Annotated in this window: 26 protein-coding genes; 15 read left to right on the forward strand and 11 right to left on the reverse strand. The window is 66.0% G+C overall.

Annotation, left to right across the window (positions count from 1 at the left end; all coding sequences use genetic code 11):
• Positions 1-78 precede the first annotated feature (78 nt).
• A complete protein-coding gene (locus BBA01S_RS40845; RefSeq protein WP_042296686.1) occupies positions 79-927 on the reverse strand; it encodes an ABC transporter ATP-binding protein in 849 nt (282 codons plus the stop codon).
• Between the two features lie 179 nt (positions 928-1,106).
• Positions 1,107-2,273 carry a mandelate racemase/muconate lactonizing enzyme family protein gene (locus BBA01S_RS10645; RefSeq protein WP_027816417.1) on the reverse strand — a complete coding sequence of 389 codons (1,167 nt, stop codon included), beginning with the start codon at positions 2,271-2,273 and terminating at the stop codon, positions 1,107-1,109.
• A gap of 129 nt (positions 2,274-2,402) precedes the next feature.
• Here BBA01S_RS10645 and BBA01S_RS10650 point away from each other — a divergent pair, with 129 nt between their 5' ends.
• Positions 2,403-3,362 carry a LysR family transcriptional regulator gene (locus tag BBA01S_RS10650; RefSeq protein WP_027816418.1) on the forward strand — a complete coding sequence of 320 codons (960 nt, stop codon included), beginning with the start codon at positions 2,403-2,405 and terminating at the stop codon, positions 3,360-3,362.
• Between the two features lie 75 nt (positions 3,363-3,437).
• Positions 3,438-4,151: a Type 1 glutamine amidotransferase-like domain-containing protein gene (locus tag BBA01S_RS10655; RefSeq protein WP_042296688.1), complete on the forward strand. Its 714-nt coding sequence runs from the start codon at positions 3,438-3,440 to the stop codon at positions 4,149-4,151.
• On the opposite strand, the gene BBA01S_RS10660 is transcribed toward BBA01S_RS10655, so the two are convergent.
• Positions 4,148-4,807 (reverse strand): Vgb family protein, encoded by a 660-nt coding sequence (locus tag BBA01S_RS10660; protein WP_027816420.1) that lies wholly within the window; start codon positions 4,805-4,807, stop codon positions 4,148-4,150. The two genes, BBA01S_RS10655 and BBA01S_RS10660, sit on opposite strands and share 4 nt — an antisense overlap.
• Positions 4,804-6,063: a hypothetical protein gene (locus BBA01S_RS40850; RefSeq protein ID WP_042296690.1), complete on the reverse strand. Its 1,260-nt coding sequence runs from the start codon at positions 6,061-6,063 to the stop codon at positions 4,804-4,806. Before BBA01S_RS40850 ends, BBA01S_RS10660 begins: the two co-directional genes overlap by 4 nt.
• 151 nt (positions 6,064-6,214) lie before the next feature.
• Here BBA01S_RS40850 and BBA01S_RS10670 point away from each other — a divergent pair, with 151 nt between their 5' ends.
• The 4 genes from BBA01S_RS10670 to BBA01S_RS10685 all read left to right on the forward strand — a co-directional run bounded on the left by BBA01S_RS10670 (position 6,215) and on the right by BBA01S_RS10685 (position 10,675).
• Positions 6,215-6,979, forward strand: a complete 765-nt coding sequence (locus BBA01S_RS10670; protein WP_027816421.1) for a DUF899 domain-containing protein — start codon at positions 6,215-6,217, stop codon at positions 6,977-6,979.
• Positions 6,960-7,766 (forward strand): copper chaperone, encoded by an 807-nt coding sequence (locus BBA01S_RS10675; RefSeq protein WP_063750537.1) that lies wholly within the window; start codon positions 6,960-6,962, stop codon positions 7,764-7,766. The genes BBA01S_RS10670 and BBA01S_RS10675 overlap by 20 nt, the downstream gene beginning before the upstream one ends.
• A gap of 35 nt (positions 7,767-7,801) precedes the next feature.
• Complete coding sequence (locus BBA01S_RS10680) at positions 7,802-8,539, forward strand: hypothetical protein (protein WP_156965913.1); 738 nt, start codon at positions 7,802-7,804, stop codon at positions 8,537-8,539.
• Positions 8,540-8,785: 246 nt separating this feature from the next.
• A complete protein-coding gene (locus BBA01S_RS10685) occupies positions 8,786-10,675 on the forward strand; it encodes a phospholipase D-like domain-containing protein (RefSeq protein WP_027816424.1) in 1,890 nt (629 codons plus the stop codon).
• Between the two features lie 77 nt (positions 10,676-10,752).
• On the opposite strand, the gene BBA01S_RS10690 is transcribed toward BBA01S_RS10685, so the two are convergent.
• Positions 10,753-10,980 (reverse strand): hypothetical protein, encoded by a 228-nt coding sequence (locus BBA01S_RS10690; protein ID WP_245641465.1) that lies wholly within the window; start codon positions 10,978-10,980, stop codon positions 10,753-10,755.
• A 325-nt stretch (positions 10,981-11,305) separates the two neighbouring features.
• On the opposite strand from BBA01S_RS10690, the gene BBA01S_RS10695 reads away from it, so the two are divergent.
• Positions 11,306-12,034, forward strand: a complete 729-nt coding sequence (locus tag BBA01S_RS10695; RefSeq protein ID WP_027816426.1) for a YceH family protein — start codon at positions 11,306-11,308, stop codon at positions 12,032-12,034.
• 88 nt (positions 12,035-12,122) lie between these two features.
• Here the strand turns inward: BBA01S_RS10695 and BBA01S_RS10700 are convergent, their stop codons facing one another.
• From BBA01S_RS10700 to BBA01S_RS10710, 3 genes are all read right to left on the reverse strand, one after another.
• Complete coding sequence (locus BBA01S_RS10700) at positions 12,123-12,458, reverse strand: hypothetical protein (RefSeq protein WP_027816427.1); 336 nt, start codon at positions 12,456-12,458, stop codon at positions 12,123-12,125.
• 180 nt (positions 12,459-12,638) lie between these two features.
• The gene (locus tag BBA01S_RS10705; RefSeq protein WP_027816428.1) at positions 12,639-13,427 is read right to left on the reverse strand and encodes an alpha/beta fold hydrolase; all 789 of its coding nucleotides are present in this window, start codon (positions 13,425-13,427) and stop codon (positions 12,639-12,641) included.
• A gap of 88 nt (positions 13,428-13,515) precedes the next feature.
• Positions 13,516-13,908: a DUF4148 domain-containing protein gene (locus tag BBA01S_RS10710; RefSeq protein ID WP_027816429.1), complete on the reverse strand. Its 393-nt coding sequence runs from the start codon at positions 13,906-13,908 to the stop codon at positions 13,516-13,518.
• Between the two features lie 449 nt (positions 13,909-14,357).
• On the opposite strand from BBA01S_RS10710, the gene BBA01S_RS10715 reads away from it, so the two are divergent.
• The 7 genes from BBA01S_RS10715 to BBA01S_RS10745 all read left to right on the forward strand — a co-directional run bounded on the left by BBA01S_RS10715 (position 14,358) and on the right by BBA01S_RS10745 (position 21,275).
• The gene (locus BBA01S_RS10715) at positions 14,358-14,963 is read left to right on the forward strand and encodes a sigma-70 family RNA polymerase sigma factor (protein ID WP_027816430.1); all 606 of its coding nucleotides are present in this window, start codon (positions 14,358-14,360) and stop codon (positions 14,961-14,963) included.
• Positions 14,960-15,718 (forward strand): anti-sigma factor, encoded by a 759-nt coding sequence (locus BBA01S_RS10720; RefSeq protein ID WP_027816431.1) that lies wholly within the window; start codon positions 14,960-14,962, stop codon positions 15,716-15,718. The genes BBA01S_RS10715 and BBA01S_RS10720 overlap by 4 nt, the downstream gene beginning before the upstream one ends.
• Before the next feature lie 140 nt (positions 15,719-15,858).
• Positions 15,859-16,731 (forward strand): DUF1295 domain-containing protein, encoded by an 873-nt coding sequence (locus BBA01S_RS40855; protein WP_042296693.1) that lies wholly within the window; start codon positions 15,859-15,861, stop codon positions 16,729-16,731.
• Positions 16,728-17,819, forward strand: coding sequence for an SAM-dependent methyltransferase (locus BBA01S_RS10730; protein ID WP_027816432.1), 1,092 nt, complete (start codon positions 16,728-16,730; stop codon positions 17,817-17,819). The genes BBA01S_RS40855 and BBA01S_RS10730 overlap by 4 nt, the downstream gene beginning before the upstream one ends.
• Positions 17,820-17,929: 110 nt before the next feature.
• The gene (locus tag BBA01S_RS10735; RefSeq protein WP_042296695.1) at positions 17,930-19,252 is read left to right on the forward strand and encodes an NAD(P)/FAD-dependent oxidoreductase; all 1,323 of its coding nucleotides are present in this window, start codon (positions 17,930-17,932) and stop codon (positions 19,250-19,252) included.
• Complete coding sequence (locus BBA01S_RS40860; RefSeq protein ID WP_042296793.1) at positions 19,249-20,040, forward strand: DUF1365 domain-containing protein; 792 nt, start codon at positions 19,249-19,251, stop codon at positions 20,038-20,040. The genes BBA01S_RS10735 and BBA01S_RS40860 overlap by 4 nt, the downstream gene beginning before the upstream one ends.
• Entirely contained in the window at positions 20,037-21,275 is a 1,239-nt protein-coding gene (locus BBA01S_RS10745; protein WP_027816434.1) for an SAM-dependent methyltransferase, read from the forward strand. The genes BBA01S_RS40860 and BBA01S_RS10745 overlap by 4 nt, the downstream gene beginning before the upstream one ends.
• 5 nt (positions 21,276-21,280) lie before the next feature.
• Here BBA01S_RS10745 and BBA01S_RS10750 read toward each other — a convergent pair whose 3' ends face one another.
• A complete protein-coding gene (locus BBA01S_RS10750; protein WP_027816435.1) occupies positions 21,281-22,222 on the reverse strand; it encodes a LysR family transcriptional regulator in 942 nt (313 codons plus the stop codon).
• A 203-nt stretch (positions 22,223-22,425) separates the two neighbouring features.
• Between BBA01S_RS10750 and BBA01S_RS10755 the strand changes: the two genes are divergently transcribed.
• A complete protein-coding gene (locus BBA01S_RS10755) occupies positions 22,426-23,937 on the forward strand; it encodes a CoA-acylating methylmalonate-semialdehyde dehydrogenase (RefSeq protein WP_027816436.1) in 1,512 nt (503 codons plus the stop codon).
• A gap of 73 nt (positions 23,938-24,010) precedes the next feature.
• Here BBA01S_RS10755 and BBA01S_RS10760 read toward each other — a convergent pair whose 3' ends face one another.
• Positions 24,011-24,715, reverse strand: a complete 705-nt coding sequence (locus BBA01S_RS10760) for a GntR family transcriptional regulator (protein ID WP_245641466.1) — start codon at positions 24,713-24,715, stop codon at positions 24,011-24,013.
• Entirely contained in the window at positions 24,712-25,800 is a 1,089-nt protein-coding gene (locus BBA01S_RS10765) for an ABC transporter ATP-binding protein (protein ID WP_027816438.1), read from the reverse strand. Before BBA01S_RS10765 ends, BBA01S_RS10760 begins: the two co-directional genes overlap by 4 nt.
• Between the last annotated feature and the right edge of the window lie 8 nt (positions 25,801-25,808).

The raw sequence follows: 25,808 nt of genomic DNA on the forward strand, positions 1-25,808 counted from the left end.
CGTTCACGACCGTTACAGCCATGCTACCGGGACGCTGCCGGAATATCTGTCTGTGCCTTGACAGTCCAAAGCACACAATCAGCTATGCGAATGAACAGAATGGGTGGACAGGGTGGCATGGATCGCATGGGCGCCGTTCGCGCCATGTCCCAGCAGCGCGTGCAGGCGCTCGCGGTTGCGCTGGAACGCGGTGTCGGCGCGGTTGCGCGGCCAGCCCAGTTCGATATCGACCGTCGCGCGAAGTGGGCCGGGCCGCGGCGCCATCACCACCACTCGGTCGGCCAGGTATACGGCTTCTTCGACGTCGTGGGTGACCAGCAGCATCGTCAGGTCGGTGGCAGCGCGAATGCGCAGCAATTGATCGTGCATCTGCGAACGCGTGAGCGCATCGAGCGCGCTGAACGGCTCGTCGAGCAGCAGGAAGGCGGGGCGCGCGACGATGGCGCGCGCGAGCGCCACACGCTGCGCCATGCCGCCCGACAGTTGATGCGGCAGCGCGCGCTCGAAGCCTGCCAGGCCCACCAGCGCGATGTGCTCGTTGACGCGCTGCCCGACTTCGGCGCGTGCAAGCCTGAAACGTGCGAGCCCGAGCGCGATGTTCTGTTCGACAGTGAGCCACGGGAACAGACGCGGATCCTGAAACACGACGCCCGCTTCGTCATTGCCGATTTCAGGCGCGACGCCATCGACGAGAATCTGCCCGTCATAGGCGCTATCGAGCCCGCATAGCAGGCGCAGCAGCGTGGACTTGCCGCAGCCGCTCTCGCCGAGAATGGCGACGAACTCCTTGCGGCGAATATCGAAATCGAGATCGGCGAGAATCGCGCGCGTGCTGCCCGCGACCTGGAAGCGCTTGCTCACGCCATGCAGGCGCACGAAAGGACAGGATGCGCCGCCGCCCGACGGCGCCAATGCGGGAGAGTTCATAGGAAGCCTGATTGTGGGGCCGCAGGCGTCGACGCGTGGGAGCGCGGCGACGGATCAAGGCGTCCATTATCAAAAAGGCTGCGCCGGGCTGTCTGTCAAAGAGTGGTCAGATTACCCGGTGATCTGGCGCTATCGATATTCCTGGCGCGGCTTTACGCGCCGTGAGTGAAAGGATTCAGTCAGGCGGACAGCTTCTGCATTTCCGCGAAAAGATCGGCCTTGCCTTCGAAGCCGATACCGGGCAGATCCGGCAGGGTGATGAAGCCGTTATCGACCTTCACGCCATCGGGGAAGCCGCCGTAAGGCTGGAACAGATCGGGATACGATTCGTTGCCGCCCAGCCCCAGGCCCGCTGCGATATTCAGCGACATCTGGTGGCCGCCATGCGGAATGCAGCGGCTGGCCGACCAGCCATGCTGATGCAGCATGTCGAGCGTGCGCAGATATTCGACGAGCCCATAGCTCAATGCGCAGTCGAATTGCAGCCAGTCGCGGTCGGCGCGCATGCCGCCGTAGCGGATCAGATTGCGCGCGTCCTGCATCGAGAAAAGATTCTCGCCCGTCGCCATCGGCTTGTCGTAGTAATTGCGCAGCGTGGCTTGCAGTTCGAAGTCCAGAGGGTCGCCCGCTTCTTCGTACCAGAACAGGTCGTATTGCGAGAGCGCCTTCGCATACTGGATTGCGGTGTCCAGGTCGAAGCGTCCGTTCGCATCGACCGCCAGCTTCTGGCCGTCGCCAAGCACGCTGAGAATCGAATCGATACGGCGCAGGTCTTCGTCGAGCGACGCGCCGCCAATCTTCTTCTTCACGACCGTGTAACCGCGGTCGATGTAGCTGCGCATTTCGTCCTTGAGCTTGTCGTGATCCTGGCCCGGATAGTAGTAACCGCCCGCCGCGTAGACGAAGACTTCGCGGTTGGGCTTGCCGTCGCCATAACGATCCGCAAGCAGTTGAAACAGCGGCTTGCCTTCGATCTTCGCGACCGCGTCCCAGACGGCCATGTCGATCGTGCCGATGGCGACCGAGCGCTCGCCATGGCCGCCAGGCTTCTCGTTGGTGAACATCGTCGCCCAGATCTTGTGCGCGTCGAGATTGTCGCCCGCGTCGTTGACGAGCGAAGCAGGATCGGCTTCCAGGATGCGCGGAATGAAACGCTCGCGCATGAGCTTGCCCTGGCCGTAGCGGCCATTCGAATTGAAGCCGTAGCCGACCACGGGCTTGCCGTCGCGCATCACGTCGGTGACGACGGCCACAAGGCTCAGCGTCATCTTGCTGAAGTCGATATAGGCGTTGCGGATCGGGGAGCTGATCGGAACGGTTTTCTCGCGAATCTCGACGATTCTCATGGTGTGGCCTCCTGGAATGGCGCGTTGGCTGGATGTCCCGTTAGCCGGGATGCGGCTGCAATGAGACGTAGCATAGCGGCGCACGACCGGCCTATACTTCACCTCAATTCATTTCATTTTTTACTAAAAGTGAGAACTGATTCCACGTCCGACTTTGAGTTTTTCGTGCAGCTGGCGAAACTCAAGAGCCTGTCCGGCGCCGCCCGCTCGATGGGGATCACGCCGCCCGCCGCGACCAAGCGGCTGGGCGTGCTGGAGGAGCGCTTCGGCACGCGGCTGGTGAACCGCACCACGCGTAGCGTCAGCCTCACGCCCGAAGGCGAGACCTTCGCGCGCTACGCTGCGCAGATTCTCGAACAGGTGCGGGAGATGGAAGAGGCCATCGCGGGATCGCCCAGCGATCCGCATGGGCGCCTGCGCATCAATGCGACGCTGGGCTTCGGGCGCGATACGATTGCGCCGCTGGTATCGGAATTCGCCAGGCGCTATCCGCACGTCGATATCCAGTTCGTCGTCACCGACCGGCCCGTCGACCTGGTCGAAGGCGCGTTCGATATGGCGATCCGCTTTGGCGAATTGCCCGATCAACGCTTGAGGGCGCGCCGCCTGATGAGCAACCGGCGGTTTCTCTGCGCGTCGCCGAAATATCTGGAGCGGCACGACGTACCACTGCGCAAGGAAGACCTGGTCAATCATCGCTGCATCATCCACACGCAGAACGACGACGCGTTCGGCGTGTGGCGCTTCATGCAGGACGACCAGCTGGAGGCGCTCAAGGTGAGCGGCTCGCTGTCGAGCAATGACGGCGATATCGTGCTGCGCTGGGCGCTGGACGGCCACGGCATCCTGATCCGCTCGGAATGGGATCTTGCCAAATACGTCCAGAGCGGCCGGCTCAAGCTGGTGCTGCCGGAGGTGATCCTGCCGTCGGCGGATCTGTTCGTTTATTACCCTGGACAGCGCAACGAATCCGCCCGCGCACGCGCCTTCATCGACTTTCTCGTGAAGCATCTTGAAGCGCCGTTCGTGCCGCTGGACGTCAAACAGGCCGTGGCGGAAAAAAAGAAATCTCCACGGGCGCGACGCTGATACGTCAAGCGGCGGCGGTGAGCGCGTATCGGGCGCGGTGGCTTGAGCGCCCCAATCGAGTGACGGAGGCAAATCATGCGGCGTATTCTCGCGATCGGTGGTGGTGGTTTCCTGATGGAAGACGGCGCATCGCCCGTCGATGCGCTCGTGCGCGATCTCACCGGCCGGGCGCACCCGAAGGTGTGCTTCATCGGGACGCCGAGCGGCGACCTGCCCGCTCATCTCGACAAGTTTCATCATGCTTTTGGCGCGCTGGGCTGCGAAACGGCGCACCTCGCCTTCTTTCGCCAGCCCGATGCGCGCTCGATTCCCGTCGCCGATTTTCGCGCGCACCTGTTGCAGCAGGACGCGATCTATGTGGGCGGCGGCAATACGAAATCGGCGCTTGCGGTCTGGCGCGCGTGGGGCCTGGATGGCGTGCTGCGCGAGGCCTGGGACGCAGGCGTGCTGCTCGCGGGCATGAGCGCGGGCGCGATGTGCTGGTTCGAAGCGGGCCTGACCGATTCGTTCTGGAGCGAGGGGTATCGGCCGCTCGATTGTCTCGGGCTGCTGCCCGGCGGTTGCGCCGTCCACTACAGCAGCGATCCGTTGCGCCGCACGACGCTGCATGCCGCGTTAAAGGCTCAAGCCGTGCCGCCCTCGCTCGCGATCGACGACCACGCCGCCGTGCTGCATGAAGACACTTCGATTAAGTGCGTCTATGCGTGGCGCGACGGCGCGACCGCTTGTCGAGTCAGCCTGGAAGGGGACGCGGTCGTGGAGCGCGTATTGGCGGCGCAGCGCCTCTAAGGCGCATCGCCTGCGTCGTCCTCATGCCGCGGCCTGCGCACCGCGCGAATCTTGCCGCTATTGCCGCCGCCGCAGAAAAAGCGCTCCTCGCCATCCGACTCCAGCCCCGACACCGCCGTCCCTGGCGGCATTTCCAGCCGCTCCAGCACCTTGCCCGTTTGCGGATCGATGCGGCGGATGTCGCTTTCATCGCCCTCCCACGTGCCGTGCCACAGCTCGCCGTCCACCCACGTCACGCCCGTCACGAAGCGGCTCGATTCGATCGTGCGCAGGATCGCGCCGGTCTGCGGATCGACCTGATGAATCTTGCGCGCGCGGTATTCGCCGACCCAGAGCGTCCCTTCAGCCCACGCCAGGCCCGAATCGCCGCCGTTGCCCGGCGCGGGAATCGTGGCGAGCACGCGCCCGCTTTGCGGGTCGATCTTGTGGATCTGCGCCTCGGCGATCTGGAACAGGTGCTGGCCGTCGAAGGCCGTGCCCGCATGCGCGGGCATGTCGATCGCGCGCTGCGTCTGGCCGCTTTGCGGATCGAGCGAAGCAAGCTTGTCGCCCGCCGCGAACCACACGCTCTTGCCGTCCCAGGTGACGCCGCCCACCTGCTCGACGCCTTCGAAAGGGCCATATTCGCGCAGGATGCTGGCCGTGGAATGCTTCATCGTGGGCTCCTTGCCGGTCGGTTCATGCGCTCATCCTGCTCGCCTGGCAGTGGCGCGGGGAGTAACAAGGCCGTCGCGAATCCAGGCAGCGGCGGCATCGTCCAGCGCCGCGCGCGGCCCACGCCCACCGGCTGCACCTTGCGCGCCGCCGCCAGCGCGTCGAGCGCGCGCTGCACGGTGCGCTGGCTCGTGCTCAAGGCCAGCGCGAGCGCCGAGCTCGACCACGCCTCGCCATCGGCGAGCAGCGCCAGCACGGCGGCGTGCGGCTCCTCGACGGGACGCGCCAGCACGACGACTTCGCTTGCGGTGCGCGGCGCGAGGGCAAAGCCGCGCGGCGTCGCCTGAATGCCCGCGACATCGGCCAGCAGGGCACGCAACCGGCCGATCTCGACGCGCAGGCGCACTCGATGCGTGTCGTCCGCGTGCTTCATGCGAAACGCGCGCGCGATCAGCTCGTCGCGCGGCACGTCGGCGGGCCATGCTTCACCCAGTGCGCGCGCCAGCACGAACAGGATCGGGCGGCGCGCGAGCGGCACGACCTTATGCGCTTCGCGCACGGCGTAGCGGCAGGCGTCGATGACCAGCGCGGGCGAATCCAGCCATGCCGCGACTTCGTCTAGCAGCAGCGGACGCGCCTCGCCGCGCACGATGAGCCGCGCAGCGGGGGCTTCGAGCGATTGCGCCGCGCGCGCGACTTCGGCGGCAAGCGGCCCGATGCCCGCCACGCGCACGGCCCGTGCTGCTTCGGCCAGCGCCGTACGGGCCGCCTGCGGACGGATCTGCCGCATCGCAATGCCCGCGGCGATCAACTCATGCGATGCCCTGAGCGCGGGCGGCAGCGCTTCGGGACTCAACTCGGCGAGCGTTTGTGCGGCTTCGTCCAGACGTCCGATCAGCAGCAGGCGGCGTATCGCCAGGTGACGCGCGTGCGCGGCATTGAGCGCGTCGCCGTGCGCGTCGAGCACCTGCCGCGCCGCATCGAGCGCCGCGGCGGGCCAGCCCAGGTCGCGCATGGCCAGCGCGACTTCGGCCTCGGCGACGATGCAACGCGCGCGGGCCACCGCCTCGCGCGCGCCGAACCCGCGTGCGGCGCTGCGCAATAAGGCCTTCGCGCGTTCGAGATCGCCCAGCTGCGCCATCGCAATGCCGCGCAGCGCGAGTGCGGGCGCATCGTCGCGCAGGGCGACGCGATTCAGCGCGCCCAGCGGATCACCAGCGGCCAGCGCGCGCGCCGCGGCAGTGATCAGCGAGTCCATGCCCGGCCCAATCCCGACATACTTGTCACTCCCCTCGTCAAGCAGTCCCGACCTAATCTAACACGGCAGTCACAGCGCAGTTTTCCATGCACCGGCTGGCCACGCCGCCTCGCTTTTCGGCGCGCGCCGCCAGCCATTTCAGGAGCAAACGATGACCACGCATGCAACAGGCACCCGCGAGCAATGGCTCGCCGCACGGCTCGACCTGCTGGCCGCCGAGAAAGACCTCACGCGGCGCAGCGACGCCCTCGCCCAGCAACGCCAGGCGCTGCCCTGGGTGCGCGTCGACAAGGACTACGTCTTCGATACCGAACAGGGCCGCGCCACGCTCGCCGATCTCTTCGCGGGGCGCTCGCAGTTGCTCGTCTATCACTTCATGTTCGGCCCCGACTATGCAGCGGGCTGCCCGTCGTGTTCGGCGCTCGCCGATGGTTTCGATGGCAACGTCGCCCATCTCGCCCATCATGACGTCACGCTGATGACCGTCTCGCGCGCGCCGCTCGCAAAACTGCTGGCCTATCGCGAACGTATGGGCTGGCACTTTCCGTGGGCCTCGTCGCAAGGCAACGATTTCAACTTCGACTTCAACGTCTCGTTCACGGCTGGTCAGCAGCGCGACGGCGAGGTCGAATACAACTACGCGCGTGGCCGCCACGCGATGGACGCCGATCCGCCGCCCGCGCCCGTCGCCGAATTCGCGGCAAGCTGCGGCACCGATGCCGCGACCTACGCGCGCGACCGGCCAGGCCTGAGCGCTTTCGTGCGCGAGGACGATGCCGTCTGGCACACGTATTCGACATACGCACGCGGGCTCGATGCGATCTGGGGCATGTATCAATGGCTCGACCGTGCGCCGCTCGGCCGCAATGAAGCGGGCATCTGGTGGAAGCGGCACGATGAATACCGCCCGGATTGAGGCCGTCATGTTGCCCGCCGCAAGAGCGCGAGCAATCTTCGCCGTGCTGGCCACGCTGTTGTTCGCGGCCAGCGCGACGGCGACCGCGTTGCGCTTTACGTCGATGGCCGCCATGAGCGGCACGCCCATGCCGGGCGGCTGGACGCTCTCAGCCGTATGGCTGCCACTGTGTGGGCGCACGTGGCTGCAGACCGCTGCGTCGTTCGTGTCGATGTGGGCCACCATGACGCCCGCGATGATGTTGCCCGCGCTCGCGCCCATGCTCTGGCGCGAGCGTGCGACGCTCACGATTCGTTCTGGATGGCTAATTATCTTGAGCGTCGTAGCGTATTTCTCGATGTGGCTATTTGCGGGCATGTTGCTGTTTCCCGTAGGCGCTGCGCTCGCGTTCGTGGCCATTCGCGTGCCGTCGATTGCGCGTGCCGCGCCGTTATCGGCAGGTCTCGTAGTGATGGCTTCGGGCGTTCTTCAATGCACGTCATGGAAAGTCAGGCGTCTGCAATCCTGCCATCCGGTTCGCGATTGCCACGTTGCGCCGCCCGATCACGCGCTTCAGGCGCTGCGCACCGGCATGCGCTTCGCCGTGCAATGTGCGAGTTGCTGCGGCAACTGGATGGCCATACTGCTCGCAACCGGCGTGATGAACCGTGAAGCGACACTCATCGTGAGCGCGGCCATTGCCATTGAACGCATCGCGGCTTCGCGTGGGCCGCTCGCGCCTGTCCCGCGTATCACGGGCGCGGCGAGTATCGTCGCGGGTTTCATGCTGATTGCGTATTTGATCTAGCGTGCGCCTGAATGGCCTGATTTGCATTTATGCTTGTGAGCCAGGCAACCCCAACAAGCAAAATGAAGATCGTCCGAAATCTGGCCATTTTCGCGGTGTTGTTTATCGCTGCGTGCTATCTGGTTCCCGAGTTTCCCGAATATCCCAAGACGCAAAGCGAATCAATCGACGAGATTAAACTCAACGCCACGGGTGACCGGCTGCTCGTACGCACGCAGTATTCCGATTTCGACTTTGCGCTGCCCAATACCAATCTCAGCGCGGCGCTCGCGCCATTGCAGCACTCGGCTCCGATCAAGCCGTCCGATACGCCCTGGTATGCCCAGGCCGATCTCGCCGATCTGCAGATCAAGGATGACGGCAGTTTTGGCTCCCGTCTAACCGTGACGTTTATCGGCTATGACCCGGAGATACGGCCAACCGATATCGGGCTGCCGCGCAAGGAACTTGCCCGGCTGGGGCAATACGGTTTCGTGCCGAGCAAGAACCCCTATAGCGACGATTTCAACGCGGTCTGGGTCAGCAACGTCGTCGGCCATCGGCATGATCGCAATACGCTCGGGACGTGGACGGGCGCCGATCTCATGACCTGCTGTGGCAGCCGCCTCGACCTGATCCTGGACACGCCGGAGAAGATCGAACATAACCGCCGCCTCAATGCGCGGCTCGAACCGTTGACCGTGGTGGCGCATGCCGTAAAGAGCGTGATCGCCGATTGCGGGCTGCTCATCTTTCTGTTGCTCGGCGGGAAGCTGGGGCTACCGCGTGGTTGAAGGGGCTTGCGCACCCGCGCATTCCGCACGCGTACCTGTCATCGAAAAATCATATTAAAGCGGAACGCGTCGCCTAAACTTCAGGCACTCAAGCCACGCCCGCCAGCCTCCTTGCGCGGGCCGCCCTTTCAGCTTCATTCCGCTTCATTCCGTTCGATCCATTGCGCCGCGCTATCCCCTTGCGCGCGGCGTGCGATCGATTTGCCTCGCCGCCCTGGCCACCATCCTCCACCGGAGAGCGACATCATGAGCGACATCGAATTGCAGGCGTATCGCGGCACCGACAGCGTCTTTCTTGCGTGGTGGCACGATACCGCGATTGACGGTTGCCTCGGCTATGCCGTCCTGCGCCGCGTGGACGGCCAGGACACGACTGCGCTGAATGCCTACGTGGGGTTCTCGACGCAGCATGCGGTGCAATCGAATGCTGCCGCACAGCCATCGACATCGTGGCCGTATCAGCGCTTCACGTGGAGTGATTTCGAAGTGCCCGCGCACGGCAAGGTGGAATACAGCGTGGTCGCCATGACAGGCGAAACATCGCAGCCCACCCAAAGCAACATTCAATCGGCGTGGTTCGAACCGGCCACGCCGCAGCCGGAAAAGTACAAGCCGTTCTTTAACGTCGGCATTGTAGGCGCGCGCTGGTTCGCGAAATGCGCGGAGGCTTATCCCGAGCAATTCGCAGCGCTGCGCGCGGCGCTCGCGCCCACGCATTCCAGGAACAATAGCGACGACAGCACCGACGCCACGGATCCCGACGTCGCCACGCAGGCGCTGGAAACCGTGCTGCAACTGCCCTTGCCCGCCGATGCAATCGCCGCAGCAGACACCAAAGCGAAGCCCACCATCGGCAGCGAACTCGGCGGCGAACTCGCGAAGCAGATGCACGCGCTGCTCGACGAAGCGCTGCAAACCGAGGACATGCATCTCTATCTCGTGCTGTTCGAACTCTCCGATAGCGACCTGATCGCGCGCCTCGCCAAACTGGGCCAGCGCTGCCATCTGGTGCTCGCGAACGGCACCCATGAAAAAGGCACCGACGAGAACGCCAGCGCCGCCGCCGCGCTGACCGGCAAGGTCGATCTTTCGCGGCGCATTCTCAAGCCCTCGGGCGTCTACGCGCACAACAAGTTCGCGGTGTTCGTGACGGGCGGCCCAATCGAGAAAAAAGGCAAAGCGCAAAAGGTCTGGACAGGCAGCACGAACTGGACGCCGCACGGTCTTTACACGCAAGTGAATAACGGCCTGCTCGTCGATGACGCGACCATCGCCGCCGCGTATCTCGCCGAATGGCAACGGCTGCGCGAGGCCGATTTCCGCACGCCGCCGCCCGCTTCCGATGGCCAGGTCAACACGTTCAAGCACGGCAAGCAAACGACCTCAGTGTTTTTCAGCCCGCATCTGCCTAAGTCGATTGGCGCGAACGCGCCGGACCTGGCCTACGCCCGCTCGCTGATCCAGAACGCGAAGTCCGGCATCCTCACGCTGATGCTCGATCCGGGCTGGCAAGGCAGCCTGTTGCAGGACATTCGCGAGCAGGCCGAAGCCAATGCAAACCTCTATATTCGCGGCGTGGTCAACACCGACCCGACCATTCACGCCCATGAGGGCGACGCTACCGCCGTGGGCTTCCTGCATGGCGCCGAAGCCGTGCCGTCGAACTACGACATCGTGCTGCCCGCCACGCAACATGACAAAGGCGCGCCGATTCTCGATTACCTCGGGCGCGTGGGCATTGTCGTCGTGCATAGCAAGATCATCGTGATCGATCCGCTCGGCGATCATCCGGTGGTCATGACCGGCTCGCATAACGCGGGCGTTAAGGCAGCGACGATCAACGACGACAATCTCATCATCATCGAGAACGACCGCGATCTCGCAATCGCCTACGCGGTGAACGCGATTGCCGTGTTCAATCACTTCTGGTGGCGTCACAACATGGCGCCGCCCGCAAAACGCAAAAACGCCAAAGCGGGCGATACGACGATCGGCGGGCCTTCGCATTTGACGTCGCCGCACGAGTGGACAGGATTACGCCCCGATGACAGTTGGCAAAACAAGTTCTATGCCAATGATTCAAGCGCGGGCGAGGCCCGCTTCTGGGGCCTGGAAGTAAGAGAAAGAATAGCGTGACGCGAAAACAACAAAGAGCAAAAGCGAAAGGCGTGTGGCCGGCAGGCCGCACGCCTTTTCAGGAAATCTGGCGGAATTCAGCAGGCGAACGCAGCCGCCGAACTGTCCGGCATGTTGTCGAGCACGCGACCGCCGTCGCGACGAGCTTCGGACTCGCCGGGGAACGTCGTATCGCTATAGGCAATGACCTTGAAGCCACCGCCCGCAGCGCGCGGAATGGTAATGCCCCAGTGCCAGCCGCCTTCCTGTTCGAAGACGTGCAGCTTTAGGGCCGTATGCAATATTGGCGATTGGGATGCGCTCACGACACGCCCTCCTTTTCGAAAATGTTTCGAAGCGGGTTCGAAACGCCTGGCAACCTCAGCAGTTTAGGCAACGACTTGTTGCAGTGCAATAAGCGTTAATCTCTATGCAGAAGTTTTTTTATGTTGGGAATATCCCGCATATTGGTCTTTATCGGTAATGGCGGGTCGCGGTTAGTCGCTTTAAGGGTTATTGGGTAAAAGCTACTAATAAACCCCTGGAAAACTTCTGGAGAAAACCACGGTAGAACGGCGGCCAGGCCCCTGCGCAGCGGCGCGGCGAGCGGGTATCATCGAAATCCCGTGAAAAACTCCGCCTGACCCGCATATGAATACCCCTGCCGACGCTCCCTCGCCCCGCGCACTGCGCGCGCTCACGCCGCTGGAGGCCCGCATCGTCGGCGTGCTGATCGAGAAACAGCACACGGTGCCGGACACCTATCCGCTGTCGCTCAACGCGCTCGCCTCGGGCTGCAACCAGAAGACCGCGCGTTCGCCGGTGATGAACGTGAGCGAAGCCGAAGTGCTGAGCGCGATCGAAGACCTCAAGCATGTGAGTCTCGTGTTCGAAGGCAGCAGCAGCCGCGTGCCGCGTTTCGAGCACAACCTGAACCGCGTACTCGGCGTGCCGGGCCAGGCCGTGGCGCTGCTTACCGTGCTGCTGCTGCGCGGCGCGCAGACGGCGGCTGAACTGCGCCTGAATTCGGCGCGCCTGCATGGTTTCGCGGATGTGTCGTCGGTCGAGGCCTTCCTTGACGAGCTGGCCGAACGCGAACCGCCGCTCGTCGTGAAACTGCCGCGTGCGCCGGGCGAGCGCGAAAGCCGCTGGATGCATCTGCTGTGCGGCGAAGTGAGCATGCCGGCGGCGGGCAGCTTCGACGGCGAATATGCGGGTGCGAATGCGTCGGCGGGATCGGGCGTGTCTAACGCCGACTACGAAGCCCTGCGCGCCGAACAGCAACGTCTGTCCGATGAAGTCGCGCGCCTGCAGACGCTGGTTCAACGCATGGCAGCCGAACTGGGCATGTCGATCGAGACGCCCGAAGGCGAGGAATAAGACGGCAGCAATTCACTTCGCCCCCTAAAAAAGGCGGTCGAAACGGAGCCATCCGTTCGACCGCTTTTTTGTTATCGCCACTTAAACATCATTGGCCGATCTGGCGGCTGACGTGATTCTCCTGCTGGTTCAGCGCACGGTCTTCGGCGCGCGTGATGTGGCCGTTGTCCTGGCTCGCCATCGCGCGTTCTTCGCCGCGGATCTGGCGGTCGTCGCGATGCAGGCGCGCTGCTTCGCGGTGGGACATGTCGCCTTCACGCACTTCCTGATGGATGCGCCGATCCTGGTTCGACAGACGATGGTTGACTTCGGCGCGGCGCGGATGCGTGGCGTCCCAGTGCGAATACGGCGTGGCGGAAGCAGTGCCTGCGAAGGCAAGCGTGAGCGTGGCAAGAGCGGCAAGATAAACGGGCAAGCGGCGCATGGTGGTTCTCCCTGAGGTCTGCGGTGACGGCAGGTTGCCGTCTATCCGCAAAAACGCAGCCGCCCGCCGCGCTGTTGACCCAAGGATTGTGAGTTCTGCAACCGGATGTATCCGCAGACGTTTGCCAGGGACGTGCCGTGGGTATTGCGCGACGTTAGCGGATACCCCTTCGCAGAAGGCTTATTCCGCCTTGCGCGCCGCTGCGATGATGGCATCGGCCACGGCTTGCGGCTGGCTCACGAGCGCCACATGGCTGCCGTTCACCTTCGTCACCTGTGCGCCGATATGCGCGGCCATCTGCGCCTGCAGCTTCGGATCGATCATGCGATCGTGCTGCGGAATCACGAAGAACGACGGCTTGTCGTGCCACGCGGCCTTCGTCACTTTCTGGTCGATACAGCCCGAGAACCACGGCGCCTGGGTCGCGGCAATCAGGCGGCGCTGCGCCACCGGCAAGTCCTGCGCGAAATCGTCGAGCACGCCTTGCGTCGACAGCGTCAGGTAGCCCGCCGAATCCTTCTGCAACTGGTCGGCCCACACGGGCGGCGGCAGGCCCTTGGTGATGTCGCTGATCGACTGGCCGTCATCGGGCGCGAAAGCGGCCACATAGACCAGCGCCTTGACCTTGTCGTCGTTGCCCGCTTCGCTCACGACCACGCCCGCCCACGAATGGCCCACCAGCACCACCGGGCCCTGCTGCGCGTCGATTACCCGCTTCGTTGCGTCCACGTCGCCCGCCAGCGAATTGAGCGGATTCTGCACCGCGACCACATGCAGGCCGCGCGCCTGCAACAGCGGGATCACCTTGTCCCAGCTCGACCCATCGGCGAAAGCGCCGTGCACGAGCACGACGTTCTTGCCTTGCAGGTCGGCGGCGGGCGCGGTCTGCGCGGCATGAGCGGCAGGCAGCGCGAACAGGGAACCGAGCATCATCGCGCTCGCGAGGGTCTGGCGAAGAAAGCGGATCATCGAATCACTCCGGGAATTGACGGTTGTTGTTGGGTTGTTGTTGTTCAGGCCGTCGCGAAGCGTCGTTCGCGACGGCAGGGGCGCTGCATTACGAGTGGGCGTAGATGGGTTCAAGACCGACCACGTCTTGCGGGTCGCTCGCACGGCCGCCGCGCGAAACGCCCGAAACATGCGCGACATGCTTCATCGGCGAGGCGGCGGCGGCCGGTGCGCCCGCTTCCGATGCGTTGGCGCTGCCGCCGTACGCGGCGTTCGCGGTCTGGTTCGCGGTCTGGTTCGCGGCGATGCGCGAGAGCGCGGCTTGCAGGTTCGTCGGGTACTGGTTGTTGTCGCTGGACGCGTTGTAGCCGGCTTGCTGAAGCTGCACGAGTTCGGCGCGCACTTCGGCGCGGGTGACCACGTGATCCTGGGCGAACGAGAGTGCGGGGACAGCAGCGGAAACGACAACGGCGGCGGCGACGAGGGAGCGAACGAGGTTCATGATTTTCTCCAGTAACAAGTAAGGTCGGGGCGGGTGCTGCACGCTGTGTTGCGCTTGCCTTGCGTTTGTTCGCCTGGGCTGCAACGTTGCGTTGGATGTATTTGACGCCCCGGACGTATCTCGCTTGTTTCCGCAACCCCGGCTTATTGCAAGCGAGTTTTTCAGATCGCGCCGCAGATACATTGCGGTACAAAACTCGCCGCCCGCGCTGCGTCCGGGCGTGCGCGCCGCCCGTATATCGGTCAATCCCACGCTACGCGTGACGCCCGATCGCGCCGCCGGCCATGAATCCGCTGAACCCGCCGCTGATGGACTTGCCGCTGAACCTGCCGCTGAAGTCGCCGCTGTGCCAGCCGCCGCGTCGCCTGGCGCGGGCGATGCTATATTGCGTCGGTTCCTTCCGTCCCTTACGTCCTTTCAGCGCGGGCGCAGCACGCCCCCTCATGCGCATGACCGACACGGCTGGCAGTCCCGAAAGCATCGACCCGTCCGCACCCGATCCGGCGCGCGAGGCCGCACGGCGCGCGCACCTGAACCAGTTGCTCACCCAGGTGGGCCAGGGCGACCAGGCAGCGTTCGCCGAGCTTTACCGGCTGGCTTCCGCACGCGTGTTCGCCACGATCGTGCGCATGGTTCACGACCGCGCCGAGGCCGAAGACCTGCTCCAGGACGTCTTCACGACCGCATGGCGCCGCGCCGGCCTGTTCGACCCGGCGCGCGGCGGCGCGATGACCTGGCTCGTCACGCTGGCGCGCAACCGCACCATCGACCGCCTGCGCCAGCACCACGAAGCGCCGCTGGAGGAAGACAGCGAGCTTGAACTCGCCGACGATCACCCCACCCCCGCCGCCCTCGCCGAAGCGAGCGAGGAACGCCGCCGCCTCGAACAATGCCTCGAACAACTTGCGCCGCAGCAGCACCGCGCGGTGCGCGAGGCGTTCTTCAGCGGGGCGACCTATAGCGAGCTGGCCGCGCAACTGAGCGTGCCGCTCGGTACGCTGAAAAGCTGGATCCGGCGCAGCCTGATGCAACTCAAGACCTGTCTGGAACGATGAGCACGCCCGCCGACCACGACCCCGAACTGCACTGCGCCGAGTACGCGCTGGGCGTGCTCGACGCCGCCGCGCGCCTCGCGCTGGAGCAGGCCGCGCGCGCCGACGCCGATCTCGCCGCCACGCTCGCGCGCTGGGAACAGCGCTTCGCGCCGCTCGCCGAGGATCTCGCGCCCATCGCCGCGCCCGCCCGCGTGTGGACGCGCATCGAGCGCGACCTGGGCTTCCTGCCCGCGCGCCAGCCTGGCGCGGCGGGAGCCCGGGCAGCGTCGGCAGCGGCTTCCGGCTGGTGGAACGATCTGCGCCTGTGGCGCTTTGTCGGGATTGGCGCGAGCGTGGCCGCGCTGGCGCTGGCCGCCGTCAATCTCGTCTGGATGCAAAGGCCGACGGGTACGACCGTCGTGGCAAGCGCGAACCCCTACATGGTCGCGACCCTCGCCCGCCCGGACGGCGTTGCGCACTGGACGGCGACCTTCGATCAGCGCCGCCGGGACATCGTGGTCGTGCCCGCCGTCAAGCCGACCATCGAGGCCGGTCGCGCCACCGAACTCTGGCTGATCCCGCCCGGCGAAAAGCCGGTGCCGCTAGGCGTGTTCCCCGCCGATGCACCCGCCACGCTGACGCTGACCGCCGATGTTGCCGCCCGCGTGAGCGCACGCGCGGTGCTGGCCGTCTCGATCGAACCGCCGGGCGGTTCGCCGACCGGACAGCCGACCGGGCCGGTTGTCGCGACCGGGCCGATGAAGGGCGCAGTGTGAGGCATGACGCGGCCTCACGAATAAGTTAGTACCCACTTCGCACGTGTAGCAACGCCTCGTTGCGTACATTCTGCGTACCTTCTGCATCCGTTTGCCCTTCTCGTCCGTATTTCCGGCATCGACCTCCTGACGGAGTCCGCATGCCCTTCGCCGCCGCGTTCGCCCTGGCCTTCGCCGCGCTCGTCGTCGCCTTCTTCATCGCCTGGCTCGTGCAGCTGCGCACGCGCAACGCGGGGATGATCGATCCGCTCTGGGCGGCGACGCTCGGCCTCGTCGCCGTGTTCGCGGCGCTGGTCGGGCCCGGCGCGGGCATCAACCGCATCGCCGTGGCGCTCGGCGGCGGCGCCTGGGGCGCCCGGCTCGCGCTCCATCTCTGGCGACGCAATCACGGCCAGCCGGAAGACCCGCGCTACGCCGCCCTGCGCGCGTCGTGGGGCGCCGCCGCCGCACCGCGCATGCTGGGCTTCTACCTGGTTCAGGCGGTCGCGTCGATGGTGCTGTCGATCGCCTTCTTCGTGCCCGCGTGGAGCGCGGCCAGGCCGCCGATTCCGCTCGTGGTCGCCGCCCTCGTGACCGGCTTCGCCGCCGTGATGGGCGAATCCACCGCCGACCGTCAGCTGCGCCGCCACATCGCCGACCCGGCCAACCGGGGACGCGTCTGCACGAGCGGCTGGTGGCGCTATTCGCGGCACCCGAACTACTTCTTCGAATCGCTGCACTGGTGCGCCTACACGCTCTGGTCGATCGCGCTGCCATGGGGCTGGGCCACGCTCGCGCCGCCGTGCGCGATGGCGTGGCTGCTGCTCAAGGTCTCGGGCGTGCCGATGCTCGAAGCGCGCCTCGTGCAAAGCCGCGTGGGGTATCGCGAGTACATGCGCACGACGAGCGCGTTCATTCCGTGGCCGCCGCGCCCCGCCGGGCACCACGACTATCGAAGCGAACATCAAAGCGAACATCGCAACGCACACCACAACGAACTCCGCGATCAAAGCGAGAGGAGACCTCACCCATGACAACGACAACGACGACCCGGCCGGAGCACAGCGCGCCCACTGCGCCCAGCCCGGAAAGCTGGCCGATCCGTTGCTGCGAACGCGGCTGGCTGCCCGACTGGCTGATCCGCGCGGGCATGCGCACGCTGATCCGCCAGCGCCTGGCCGACGAGCACGCCGACGACGCCGAACGCAGCGCGAGCAACCTCGAAGCCCTCGTCGCCACGTTGCGCGCCAGTCCCATCGCGCTGCACACCCAGGACGCCAACGCCCAGCACTACGAAGTGCCCGCCGCCTTCTTCGCGGCCCATCTGGGCGCGCACCTGAAGTACTCGTGCGGCTACTACCCGCGCGGCGACGAGACGCTCGACGAGGCCCAGGACGCCATGCTCGCGCTCTACGCCCTGCGCGCGGGCGTGGAGGACGGCCAGCGCATCCTCGACCTGGGCTGTGGCTGGGGCGCGCTCTCGCTGTGGCTCGCGCAGCGTTTCCCGCGCGCGCAGATCGTCGGCCTGTCGAATTCGCATGGCCAGCGCGCCTTCATCCTGCAACGCGCCGCCGAGCGCGGCCTGACCAATCTGCGCATCGTCACCGGCGACGTCGCGAGCTCCGACTTCCCCGCGCAGACGGCGCGCTTCGACCGCGTGCTCTCGATCGAGATGTTCGAGCACATGAAGCACTACGGCCTGCTGCTCGCGAAGATCGCGGGCTGGCTTGCCGACGACGGCCAGCTGTTCGTCCATCACTTCGCGCACCGGCAGCTCGCGTATGCCTTCGTCTCGCGCGACGGCAGCGACTGGATGACGCGCCACTTCTTTACCGGCGGCACGATGCCTTCGGCGAACCTGCTGCTGCGCTTCCAGGACGACCTGTGCGTGACGCGCCAATGGTGGCTCGACGGGCGTCACTACGAGCGCACCGCGAATCACTGGCTTGCGTCGCTCGACGGCGCGCGCGACCAGGTGCTGCCCGTGCTCGGCGCGAACGGCGACGCGCGCGTCGCGCTGCAACGCTGGCGCATGTTCTACATGGCCGTCGCGGAGCTGTTCGGCTATGCGCGCGGCCAGGAGTGGGGCGTCGCGCATGTGCTGATGCGCAAGCGGACGTGACAGGCGCGACAGGCGCGACGGCGCCTGCATCCGGGTAGCGAAGCGGCACGTATATGCCTGCATCGGGGAATCACAAAAACGACAGAGCAACAATCAGGGAGGCTTTCGACATGCCCGCCACGCAAGAACTCGCCGCCTTGCCGCCCGGCCAGCGTGTGGCCGTAGTCGGCGCGGGGATCGCCGGACTCGCGAGCGCGTGGCTGCTCGCGCGGCGTCACCGCGTCACGCTGTTCGAAGCCGCCGACTATCCCGGCGGCCACGCGCATACCGTGGACGTCGAACTGGAGGGCCAGCGTCATCCCGTCGATACCGGCTTCCTGGTGTTCAACGACCGCACTTACCCGAACCTCGTCGCGCTGTTCGACGAACTGGGCGTGGCCACGCATCGCAGCGACATGTCGTTCTCGGTATCGGTGGACAGGGGCGCGCTCGAATGGGCGGGCACGAGCCTGAACACGGTGTTCGCCCAGCGCCGCAACCTCGTTTCGCCGAGCTTTATCGGCATGTTGCGCGACATCCTGCGCTTTAACGCCAGCGCTACACAGAACTACGAGACCGCGCGCCGCGAGCGCCTGTCCGTCGGCGAGCTGCTGACGGCGGGCGGCTACGGCGCGCCGTTCCAGCGCCATTACCTGTTGCCGATGGCCGCCGCCATCTGGTCGAGCGCCGCCGACGACGTCCTGCGCTTTCCCGCCGCCACTTTCCTGCGCTTCTGCATCAATCACGCGTTGTTGCAGGTGAACCAGCGGCCGCCCTGGAAGACCGTTGCGGGCGGGTCGCGCGAGTATGTGGGACGTCTGGTTGCAGCGCTCGACGATGTGCGGCTGAAGACAGCCGTGCGCGCGATCCGCCGCGACGAAGCCGCCGACGCGTCAGGCGTCACCGTCGTCACCGATACGGGCGGGGCCGAACGTTTCGACGCTGTGGTGCTCGCCAGCCACGCGCCCACGAGCCTCGCCCTGCTCGCCGATGCCGACGCACAGGAGCGAGCGGTACTGGGTGCGGTGCGCTACCAGCGCAACGTCGCCCTGCTGCATACCGATGCCGCGCTGCTGCCGCGCCGCCGCCGCGTCTGGTCGGCGTGGAACTACCTGAGCCGGGGCGCGTTCGCGCACGGAGGCCAGCAGCCCGTGTGCGTGAGCTACCTCATCAACCAGTTGCAGCCGCTGCCGTTTCGCACGCCCGTCGTCGTCACGCTCAACGCCGTGGAGCCCCCCGCGCCGCAGACGCTGCTCGGGCGCTACGTCTACGAGCATCCCTTGCTCGACCTTGCCGCCATCGATGCGCAGCAGCGCCTGCCCGACTTGCAGGGCCGCCGCCGCACGTGGTTCGCGGGCGCGTGGACGGGCTATGGCTTTCACGAGGACGGCCTGAAATCGGCGCTGCGCGTCGCGCGCGACTTCGGCGTCATGCCCGCGTGGGCCGCGCCATGAACGCGCTCGACACCGCGCACGCGGGCCTGCTGCTCACGGGCCGTGTGGTTCATGAGCGCCTGCGGCCCGTGCGCCACGCATTCGCGTATCCGCTGTTCCAGGTCTGTTGCGATCTCGACCGGCTAGACGCGCTGGCGTCGTGGTGGTTCGGCATCGACCGCTGGCGCGTGTTCGCACTCGCGACGCGCGACTACGGCCCGCGCGACGGCAGCGCGCTCGCGCCGTGGATGCGCGCGCGCCTGGCCGAAGCCGCCATTCCCGTCGATGGCCCGATCTGGCTGCAAACCGTGCCGCGCCTGTTCGGCCACGCGTTCAATCCGGTGAGCTTCTGGTATTGCCACGACCGCGCGGGCAACCTGCGCGCGCTTTACGCCGATGTGCGCAACACGTTCGGCGCACATCACGGCTACCTGCTGAGCGCGTCGGGCCACGCGCCAATCGATGCACACACGACGCTGGTCTGCCGCAAGGTGCTGCACGTATCGCCGTTTTGCCGTGTCGAGGGCGACTACGCGTTTCGCGTAATCCAGCGCGACGATACGCTGGCCGTGCGCATCAACTATCAGGATGCCGAAGGATTGTTGTTGCGCACCGCGCTCGCCATGCATGCCGCGCCGCTCTCCGCTTCGCGCGCATTCGCCGCGCTGGCGCGCTCGCCCGGCAACGCCATCGGCGTGCTGCTTCGCATTCACTGGCAGGCGCTGCGGCTCTGGCTCAAGCGCGTGCCCTTCCTCGGCAAGACGCCCGGCGCGCGCGCGCCGCATCCCCAACACGAGGCCCGTCCATGACCCTTTCGCGTCTGTTGCGCCTGCCCGGCATTTCCAGCCGGCCGATTCCTCTCGCGTCGAGCGTGTCCTCGCGCGTCTTTCTCGGGCTGCTGCGCCGCATCCGTCACGGACACCTCACGCTCACGACGCCCGACGGCAGCTGCTATGTATTCGGCGACCTGCGCGACGGCCCCGGCGCGACGCTCCATCTGCACGACTGGCGCGCGTGTGGCGCGATCCTTCATGCGGGCGATATCGGCTTTGCGCAGGCGCTGCGCGAGCAATGGGTCGACTCGCCCGATCTGGTCGCGCTGCTGCGGCTCGCGATCCGCAACGAAGCCGCGGTGGCCACGACGGTGCACGGCGGCCCGTTCGCGCGGCTGTGGTTCGGGCTGCGGCACCGCTTGCGCCGCAATACGCGCGAAGGCAGCCGCCAGAACATCCATGCGCACTACGACCTGGGCAACGAGTTTTACGCGCTCTGGCTCGACCGCACGTGGACGTATTCGAGCGCCTGTTTCGACGGCGATAGCCAACGTCCGCTCGCCGACGCGCAGGCCGCGAAGTATCAACGCGTCATCGACACGCTTGGGCTGCAACCCGGCATGGAAGTGCTGGAAATCGGCTGCGGCTGGGGCGGTTTTGCCCTGCATGCCGCGCGTCAGGGCATACGCGTGCGCGCGCTGACGATTTCCCAGGCGCAGTACGCATTGGCCGTCGAACGCGTGATGGCCGCGGCACAAGGCGCGCGCGTCAGCGTCGAGCTATGCGACTACCGCGACGCCGTGGGCCAGTACGACGCGATCGTCTCGATCGAAATGTTCGAAGCCGTGGGCGAAGCATTCTGGCCGGGTTATTTCGACACGCTCAAGCGCTGCCTGAAGCCGGGCGCCCGCGCGCTGATCCAGTCGATCACGATTGCCGACGCGCTGTTCGAGCACTATCGCGCGTCCAGCGATTTTATCCGCGAGACGATCTTTCCTGGTGGCATGCTGCCGAGTCCTGCGCAGTTCGGGGCGGCGGCGCAACGTGCCGGACTCGATGCGCGCGCAACCTTATCGTTTGGCCGCGACTACGCGCAGACCTTGCGCCTGTGGCGCGCGGCCTTCGAATCGAGGCTCGATGCGGTGCGCGCGCTCGGTTTCGACGATGCGTTCATCCGCATCTGGCGGCTCTATTTCACGTACTGCGAGGCAGCCTTCGACGAGGGCCGCACGGACGTGATGCATTTCGTGGTCGAGCGGCCTCGCGAATAAGCCGCTTATTCCAGCGGAAAACCCTGCTTGAACGCCTGCCGCAGGAACTCCGCGAAACTCGACACCGCGCGCGGCACCTGCGCGCCGTACGGGCGCACCACATGCAGTTGCGATGCGAATGCGCCCACGGGTCGCCAGTTGGGCAGCACCAGCACGAGCTTGCCCGCCTGCAAGGCCGCCTGCGCGCTGAAGTCGGGCAGCAGCGCGATGCCCAGATGTTCGAGCGCGGCGTCGCGCAGCGCTTCGCTGTTGTTGGCCGAGAACGGCCCGTTCACCGTCACGTTCACGCGCGTGTTCTCCGCGCGCCGCCCGCTTTTCTCGAACGACCACGCGCCCGATCCCAACGCGCGCGGATAAAACAGGCAATCATGCTGGGCGAGATCGGCGGGCGTTTGCGGCGTGCCGCGCTGCTTCAGGTACGTACGCGTCGCGACGATCACCGAACGCGTATCGCAGAGCTTCCACGCCACATGCGTTTCGGGCACCTGGGCGCTATGACGGATCGCCAGGTCGAAACCCTCGCTCGCAATGGACGTCAGGCGATCCGACATTTCCAGTTGCACACGCACTTCGGGATGGGCGCGCGAAAACTGGGCCAGATGCGGCACCAGTTGCTGGCGCGCGAACGCCACGGGCGCGGTCACGCGCACCGTGCCGCGCGCCACATCGGCCATGTCGCGCACGCCCGCGAAGCTGGCCGCGATGCGCTCGAATTCGCCGCGCGTTTCCTCGACGAGCCGCTGCCCGGCCTCCGTGAAGCGCACGCTGCGCGTCGTGCGCTGCACGAGCGCCACGCCCGCCACGCGCTCCAGTTCCGCGATGCGCTGGCTCATCGCCGCCTTGCTCACGCCCAACCGCGCAGCCGCCGCCGTGTAGCTGCCCTGGCTGGCGAGCACGTTGAGCCAGTGCAGGTGAATCCAGAGCGACTCGGCTTTCTGCGTATCCATAGCGGGTTCCACCGTCCTTGACCTGCGCCGATGATAGCACCCCATCTCGTCATCTTTCAGGGTTTCCACGGGTGATTGTTCACTGCTGAAAACAATCAATTCAGCCGCCGTGTCTTTGCAGGGCCGCGCCGGCTTCGTACACTGGCCGTCATCCAATGAATCACCCTGATTCAGGCGAATTGACCCACTGGCGAGGAGATGACATGCAGGCCTTTACCGATAGCGCAGACGTAGTCCACTTCATCGGCGGCAAGACCGAGCGCGGCGCGGGCGACCGCACCCAGGCGATCTTCAACCCGGCCACGGGCGCCGCCGCGCGCCGTCTGGTGCTGGGCGAAGTCGCGGACGTCGACGCCGCCGTGGCGAGCGCGAAAGCCGCGTTCCCGGCCTGGCGCGACACGCCGCCGATCCGCCGCGCGCGCGTCATGCTGCGCTTTCTCGAACTGATGAACCGCCACAAGGACGAACTGGCCGCGATCATCACCGCCGAGCACGGCAAGGTCTTCGCCGATGCCCAGGGCGAGGTCGCGCGCGGCATCGACGTGATCGAATTCGCCTGCGGCATTCCGCAGTTGCTCAAGGGCGACTACACGGAGCAGGTCTCGACCGGCATGGACAACTGGACGGTGCGCCAGCCGCTGGGCGTCGTGGCTGGCATCACGCCGTTCAACTTCCCCTGCATGGTGCCGTGCTGGATGTTCCCGGTCGCGCTGGCCGCTGGCTGCACGTTCATCCTCAAGCCGAGCGAGCGCGATCCGTCGGCGTCGCTGTTCATGGCGCGTCTGCTCAAGGAAGCCGGCCTGCCCGATGGCGTGTTCAACGTCGTGCAGGGCGACAAGATCGTGGTCGATGCGCTGCTCGCGCACCGCGACGTGAAGGCCGTGAGCTTCGTCGGCTCCACGCCGATCGCCAACTACATCTACGAAACCGGCGCGAAGCACGGCAAGCGCGTGCAGGCGCTGGGCGGCGCGAAGAACCACATGGTCGTGATGCCCGATGCGGACATCGAGCAGACCGTCGATGCGCTGATCGGCGCGGGTTACGGTTCGGCGGGCGAGCGCTGCATGGCGATCTCGGTCGCCGTGCTGGTGGGCGACGTCGCCGACAAGATCGTGCCGCGTCTGGCCGAGCGCGCGAAGACGCTGATCGTCAAGAACGGCATGGAAGCCGACGCCGAAATGGGCCCGATCGTCACGCGCCAGGCGCTGGAGCGCATCGAAGGCTATATCGCGAGCGGCGTCGAAGAAGGCGCGACGCTGGTGGTCGACGGACGCGGCCTGAAGGTGCCGGGCCACGAGGAAGGCTTCTTCACGGGCGGCACGCTGTTCGACAACGTCACGCCGGACATGCGCATCTACAAGGAAGAGATTTTCGGCCCGGTGCTGGCCTGCGTGCGCGTGGACGATTTCGCGCAAGCCGTGCAACTGATCAACGATCACGAGTTCGGCAACGGCGTGGCCTGCTTCACGCGTGACGGCAACGTGGCGCGCGAGTTCGGCCGCCAGATCGAAGTGGGCATGGTGGGCATCAACGTGCCGATTCCGGTGCCGATGGCATGGCACGGCTTTGGCGGCTGGAAGCGCAGCCTGTTCGGCGACATGCACGCCTATGGCGAAGAAGGCGTGCGCTTCTACACGAAGCAGAAGTCGATCATGCAGCGCTGGCCGGAAAGCACCGAAAAGGGTGCGGAATTCACGATGCCGGTCGCGAAGTAATCGAAGTAATCGAAGTAATCGAAGTAATCGAAGCAATCGAAGCAATCGAGACTGCTGCCCGCTTGCGAAAACCTCAAGCGGGCAGCAACGAAGCCGCAATCTCGGCGACGCGCAGCACATGCGCCGTCGCCGCTTCTCTCGCGCGCTCGCCATCGCGCGCACGGATCGCCGCGACGATCTCGTTCATCTCCGCCACGGCCTGACGTCCACGATCGTCGGAGGCAATCGTCAGCGCACGCAAACGCGTGATGCGCGCATTCAGGCTCTGCACGATTTCCCACGCCACCGACTTCGCGCCGCTGCCAAACATCTGCTCGTAGAACTGCGCCGTGATTTCGCGCACGGCCGCGTGATCGTGCGCCGCGAAAGCCCCTTCGATTCGTGTCACGCAGGCGGCCAGGCGCTCCACCGTCGCGGCGTCGCCGCGCAGCGCGCAGGCCATCGCCGCGTCGCCTTCCACCAGCGCGCGGATCTCATAGATCTGCGCGGCCGTACTCGCGTCGAGCCGCGCAACGATCGGCCCCTGGTTGGGCAGCGTATCGACAATGCCTTCCGCTTCGAGGTGACGCAGCACTTCGCGCACCACCGACCGGCTCACGCCCAGTTCCTCGCAGAGCGTGCGCTCGACCAGGCGCTCGCCCGGCGCGAAATGCGCGTCGAGAATCGCCTGGCGCATCTTCTGCAAGGTCAGTTCGCGCAGCGTCGCCGCGGGCCGCTCCACGCGCAGCGTGGCGGGCGCGGCGCGCGGCGATTCCCTGTGCCCCAGATCGCTCATCATGCGTGCGCGAACAGACGCGTATCGCGTGCGTCCCATTCGACGACCGCCTGCGCGCCAATCGACAGGCCGCTGTCGTGACGTTGCGCGGCAGGCAGGCGGATCGAGATTTCCTGCGCCCAGGGCGTCGCCACGGCGTAATGCATCGCGTCACCCAGATAGGTGATGTCGCGCACCGTCACGGGCAGGCCCGCCGCCGTGCCGTCACGCGGCGCGGTGAGGCGCATCTGCTCGGGGCGGATCATCAGCGTGCCGTCGTCGCCCGCCGCGAGCGCCGGATTGAAATTGCCGCACGCCAGCGCGTGGCCGTTGGGGAACACGCCATTGGCAAGACCATCGCGGCTTGCGGTCACACGCACCGGCAGGAAATTCGAGTTGCCGATGAAGCCCGCGACAAAGCGCGACGCCGGATTCGCGTAGAGTTCCTCGCCCGTGCCGACCTGCTCGATGCGCCCTTTGTTGAACACGGCGATGCGATCCGACAAACGCAGCGCTTCTTCCTGGTCGTGCGTCACGTAGAGGATCGTCACGCCCGTTTCCTGGTGGATGCGGCGCAGTTCGAGCTGGATTTCCTCGCGCAGTTTTTTATCGAGCGCGGACAGCGGCTCGTCCATCAGCAGTACCGGCGGATCGTAGGCGAGCGCGCGTGCGATCGCCACGCGCTGCTGCTGGCCGCCCGACAGTTGCGCGGGCATGCGGTCGCGGCATTCGGAAAGGTGCACGAGCGCCAGCATCTTCTCGACTTTCGCTTTTACTTCGGATTCCGGACGACGGCGCACGCGCAGCGGAAACGCGACGTTCTCGCCCACCGTCAAATGCGGAAACAGCGTGTAGCGCTGGAACACCATGCCGATGTTGCGCTTGTTCGGCGCGACCGACAGCAGCGGCTTGCCGTCGAGCAGCACGCGCCCTTCGGTCGGCTCCTGGAAGCCCGCGACGATATACAGCGTCGTGCTCTTGCCCGAGCCGGACGGCCCGAGGAAGGTCATGAACTCGCCCTTGCGCACGTCGAGGGACACGCTGTCGATGGCGACCACGTCGTCGTAGGTCTTGCGCAGGCGCTGGATTTGCAGGAATGCGGCAGTCATGGCTTACG

The organism is Paraburkholderia bannensis NBRC 103871 (genome assembly GCF_000685015.1).
GTDB classification, from domain to species: Bacteria; Pseudomonadota; Gammaproteobacteria; order Burkholderiales; family Burkholderiaceae; genus Paraburkholderia; species Paraburkholderia bannensis.

Coding starts and splice junctions, on each gene's coding strand:
- BBA01S_RS40850 (WP_042296690.1), bottom strand. CDS start 6,063: ATGGACTCGCTGATCACTGCCGCGGCGCGCGCGCTGGCCGCTGGTGAT.
- BBA01S_RS10670 (WP_027816421.1), top strand. CDS start 6,215: ATGACCACGCATGCAACAGGCACCCGCGAGCAATGGCTCGCCGCACGG.
- BBA01S_RS10745 (WP_027816434.1), top strand. CDS start 20,037: ATGACCCTTTCGCGTCTGTTGCGCCTGCCCGGCATTTCCAGCCGGCCG.
- BBA01S_RS10710 (WP_027816429.1), bottom strand. CDS start 13,908: ATGAACCTCGTTCGCTCCCTCGTCGCCGCCGCCGTTGTCGTTTCCGCT.
- BBA01S_RS10760 (WP_245641466.1), bottom strand. CDS start 24,715: ATGATGAGCGATCTGGGGCACAGGGAATCGCCGCGCGCCGCGCCCGCC.
- BBA01S_RS10750 (WP_027816435.1), bottom strand. CDS start 22,222: ATGGATACGCAGAAAGCCGAGTCGCTCTGGATTCACCTGCACTGGCTC.
- BBA01S_RS10715 (WP_027816430.1), top strand. CDS start 14,358: ATGACCGACACGGCTGGCAGTCCCGAAAGCATCGACCCGTCCGCACCC.
- BBA01S_RS10765 (WP_027816438.1), bottom strand. CDS start 25,800: ATGACTGCCGCATTCCTGCAAATCCAGCGCCTGCGCAAGACCTACGAC.
- BBA01S_RS40860 (WP_042296793.1), top strand. CDS start 19,249: ATGAACGCGCTCGACACCGCGCACGCGGGCCTGCTGCTCACGGGCCGT.
- BBA01S_RS10645 (WP_027816417.1), bottom strand. CDS start 2,273: ATGAGAATCGTCGAGATTCGCGAGAAAACCGTTCCGATCAGCTCCCCG.
- BBA01S_RS40845 (WP_042296686.1), bottom strand. CDS start 927: ATGAACTCTCCCGCATTGGCGCCGTCGGGCGGCGGCGCATCCTGTCCT.
- BBA01S_RS10655 (WP_042296688.1), top strand. CDS start 3,438: ATGCGGCGTATTCTCGCGATCGGTGGTGGTGGTTTCCTGATGGAAGAC.
- BBA01S_RS10730 (WP_027816432.1), top strand. CDS start 16,728: ATGACAACGACAACGACGACCCGGCCGGAGCACAGCGCGCCCACTGCG.
- BBA01S_RS10675 (WP_063750537.1), top strand. CDS start 6,960: ATGAATACCGCCCGGATTGAGGCCGTCATGTTGCCCGCCGCAAGAGCG.
- BBA01S_RS10660 (WP_027816420.1), bottom strand. CDS start 4,807: ATGAAGCATTCCACGGCCAGCATCCTGCGCGAATATGGCCCTTTCGAA.
- BBA01S_RS10705 (WP_027816428.1), bottom strand. CDS start 13,427: ATGATCCGCTTTCTTCGCCAGACCCTCGCGAGCGCGATGATGCTCGGT.
- BBA01S_RS10700 (WP_027816427.1), bottom strand. CDS start 12,458: ATGCGCCGCTTGCCCGTTTATCTTGCCGCTCTTGCCACGCTCACGCTT.
- BBA01S_RS10695 (WP_027816426.1), top strand. CDS start 11,306: ATGAATACCCCTGCCGACGCTCCCTCGCCCCGCGCACTGCGCGCGCTC.
- BBA01S_RS10755 (WP_027816436.1), top strand. CDS start 22,426: ATGCAGGCCTTTACCGATAGCGCAGACGTAGTCCACTTCATCGGCGGC.
- BBA01S_RS10720 (WP_027816431.1), top strand. CDS start 14,960: ATGAGCACGCCCGCCGACCACGACCCCGAACTGCACTGCGCCGAGTAC.
- BBA01S_RS10685 (WP_027816424.1), top strand. CDS start 8,786: ATGAGCGACATCGAATTGCAGGCGTATCGCGGCACCGACAGCGTCTTT.
- BBA01S_RS10735 (WP_042296695.1), top strand. CDS start 17,930: ATGCCCGCCACGCAAGAACTCGCCGCCTTGCCGCCCGGCCAGCGTGTG.
- BBA01S_RS40855 (WP_042296693.1), top strand. CDS start 15,859: ATGCCCTTCGCCGCCGCGTTCGCCCTGGCCTTCGCCGCGCTCGTCGTC.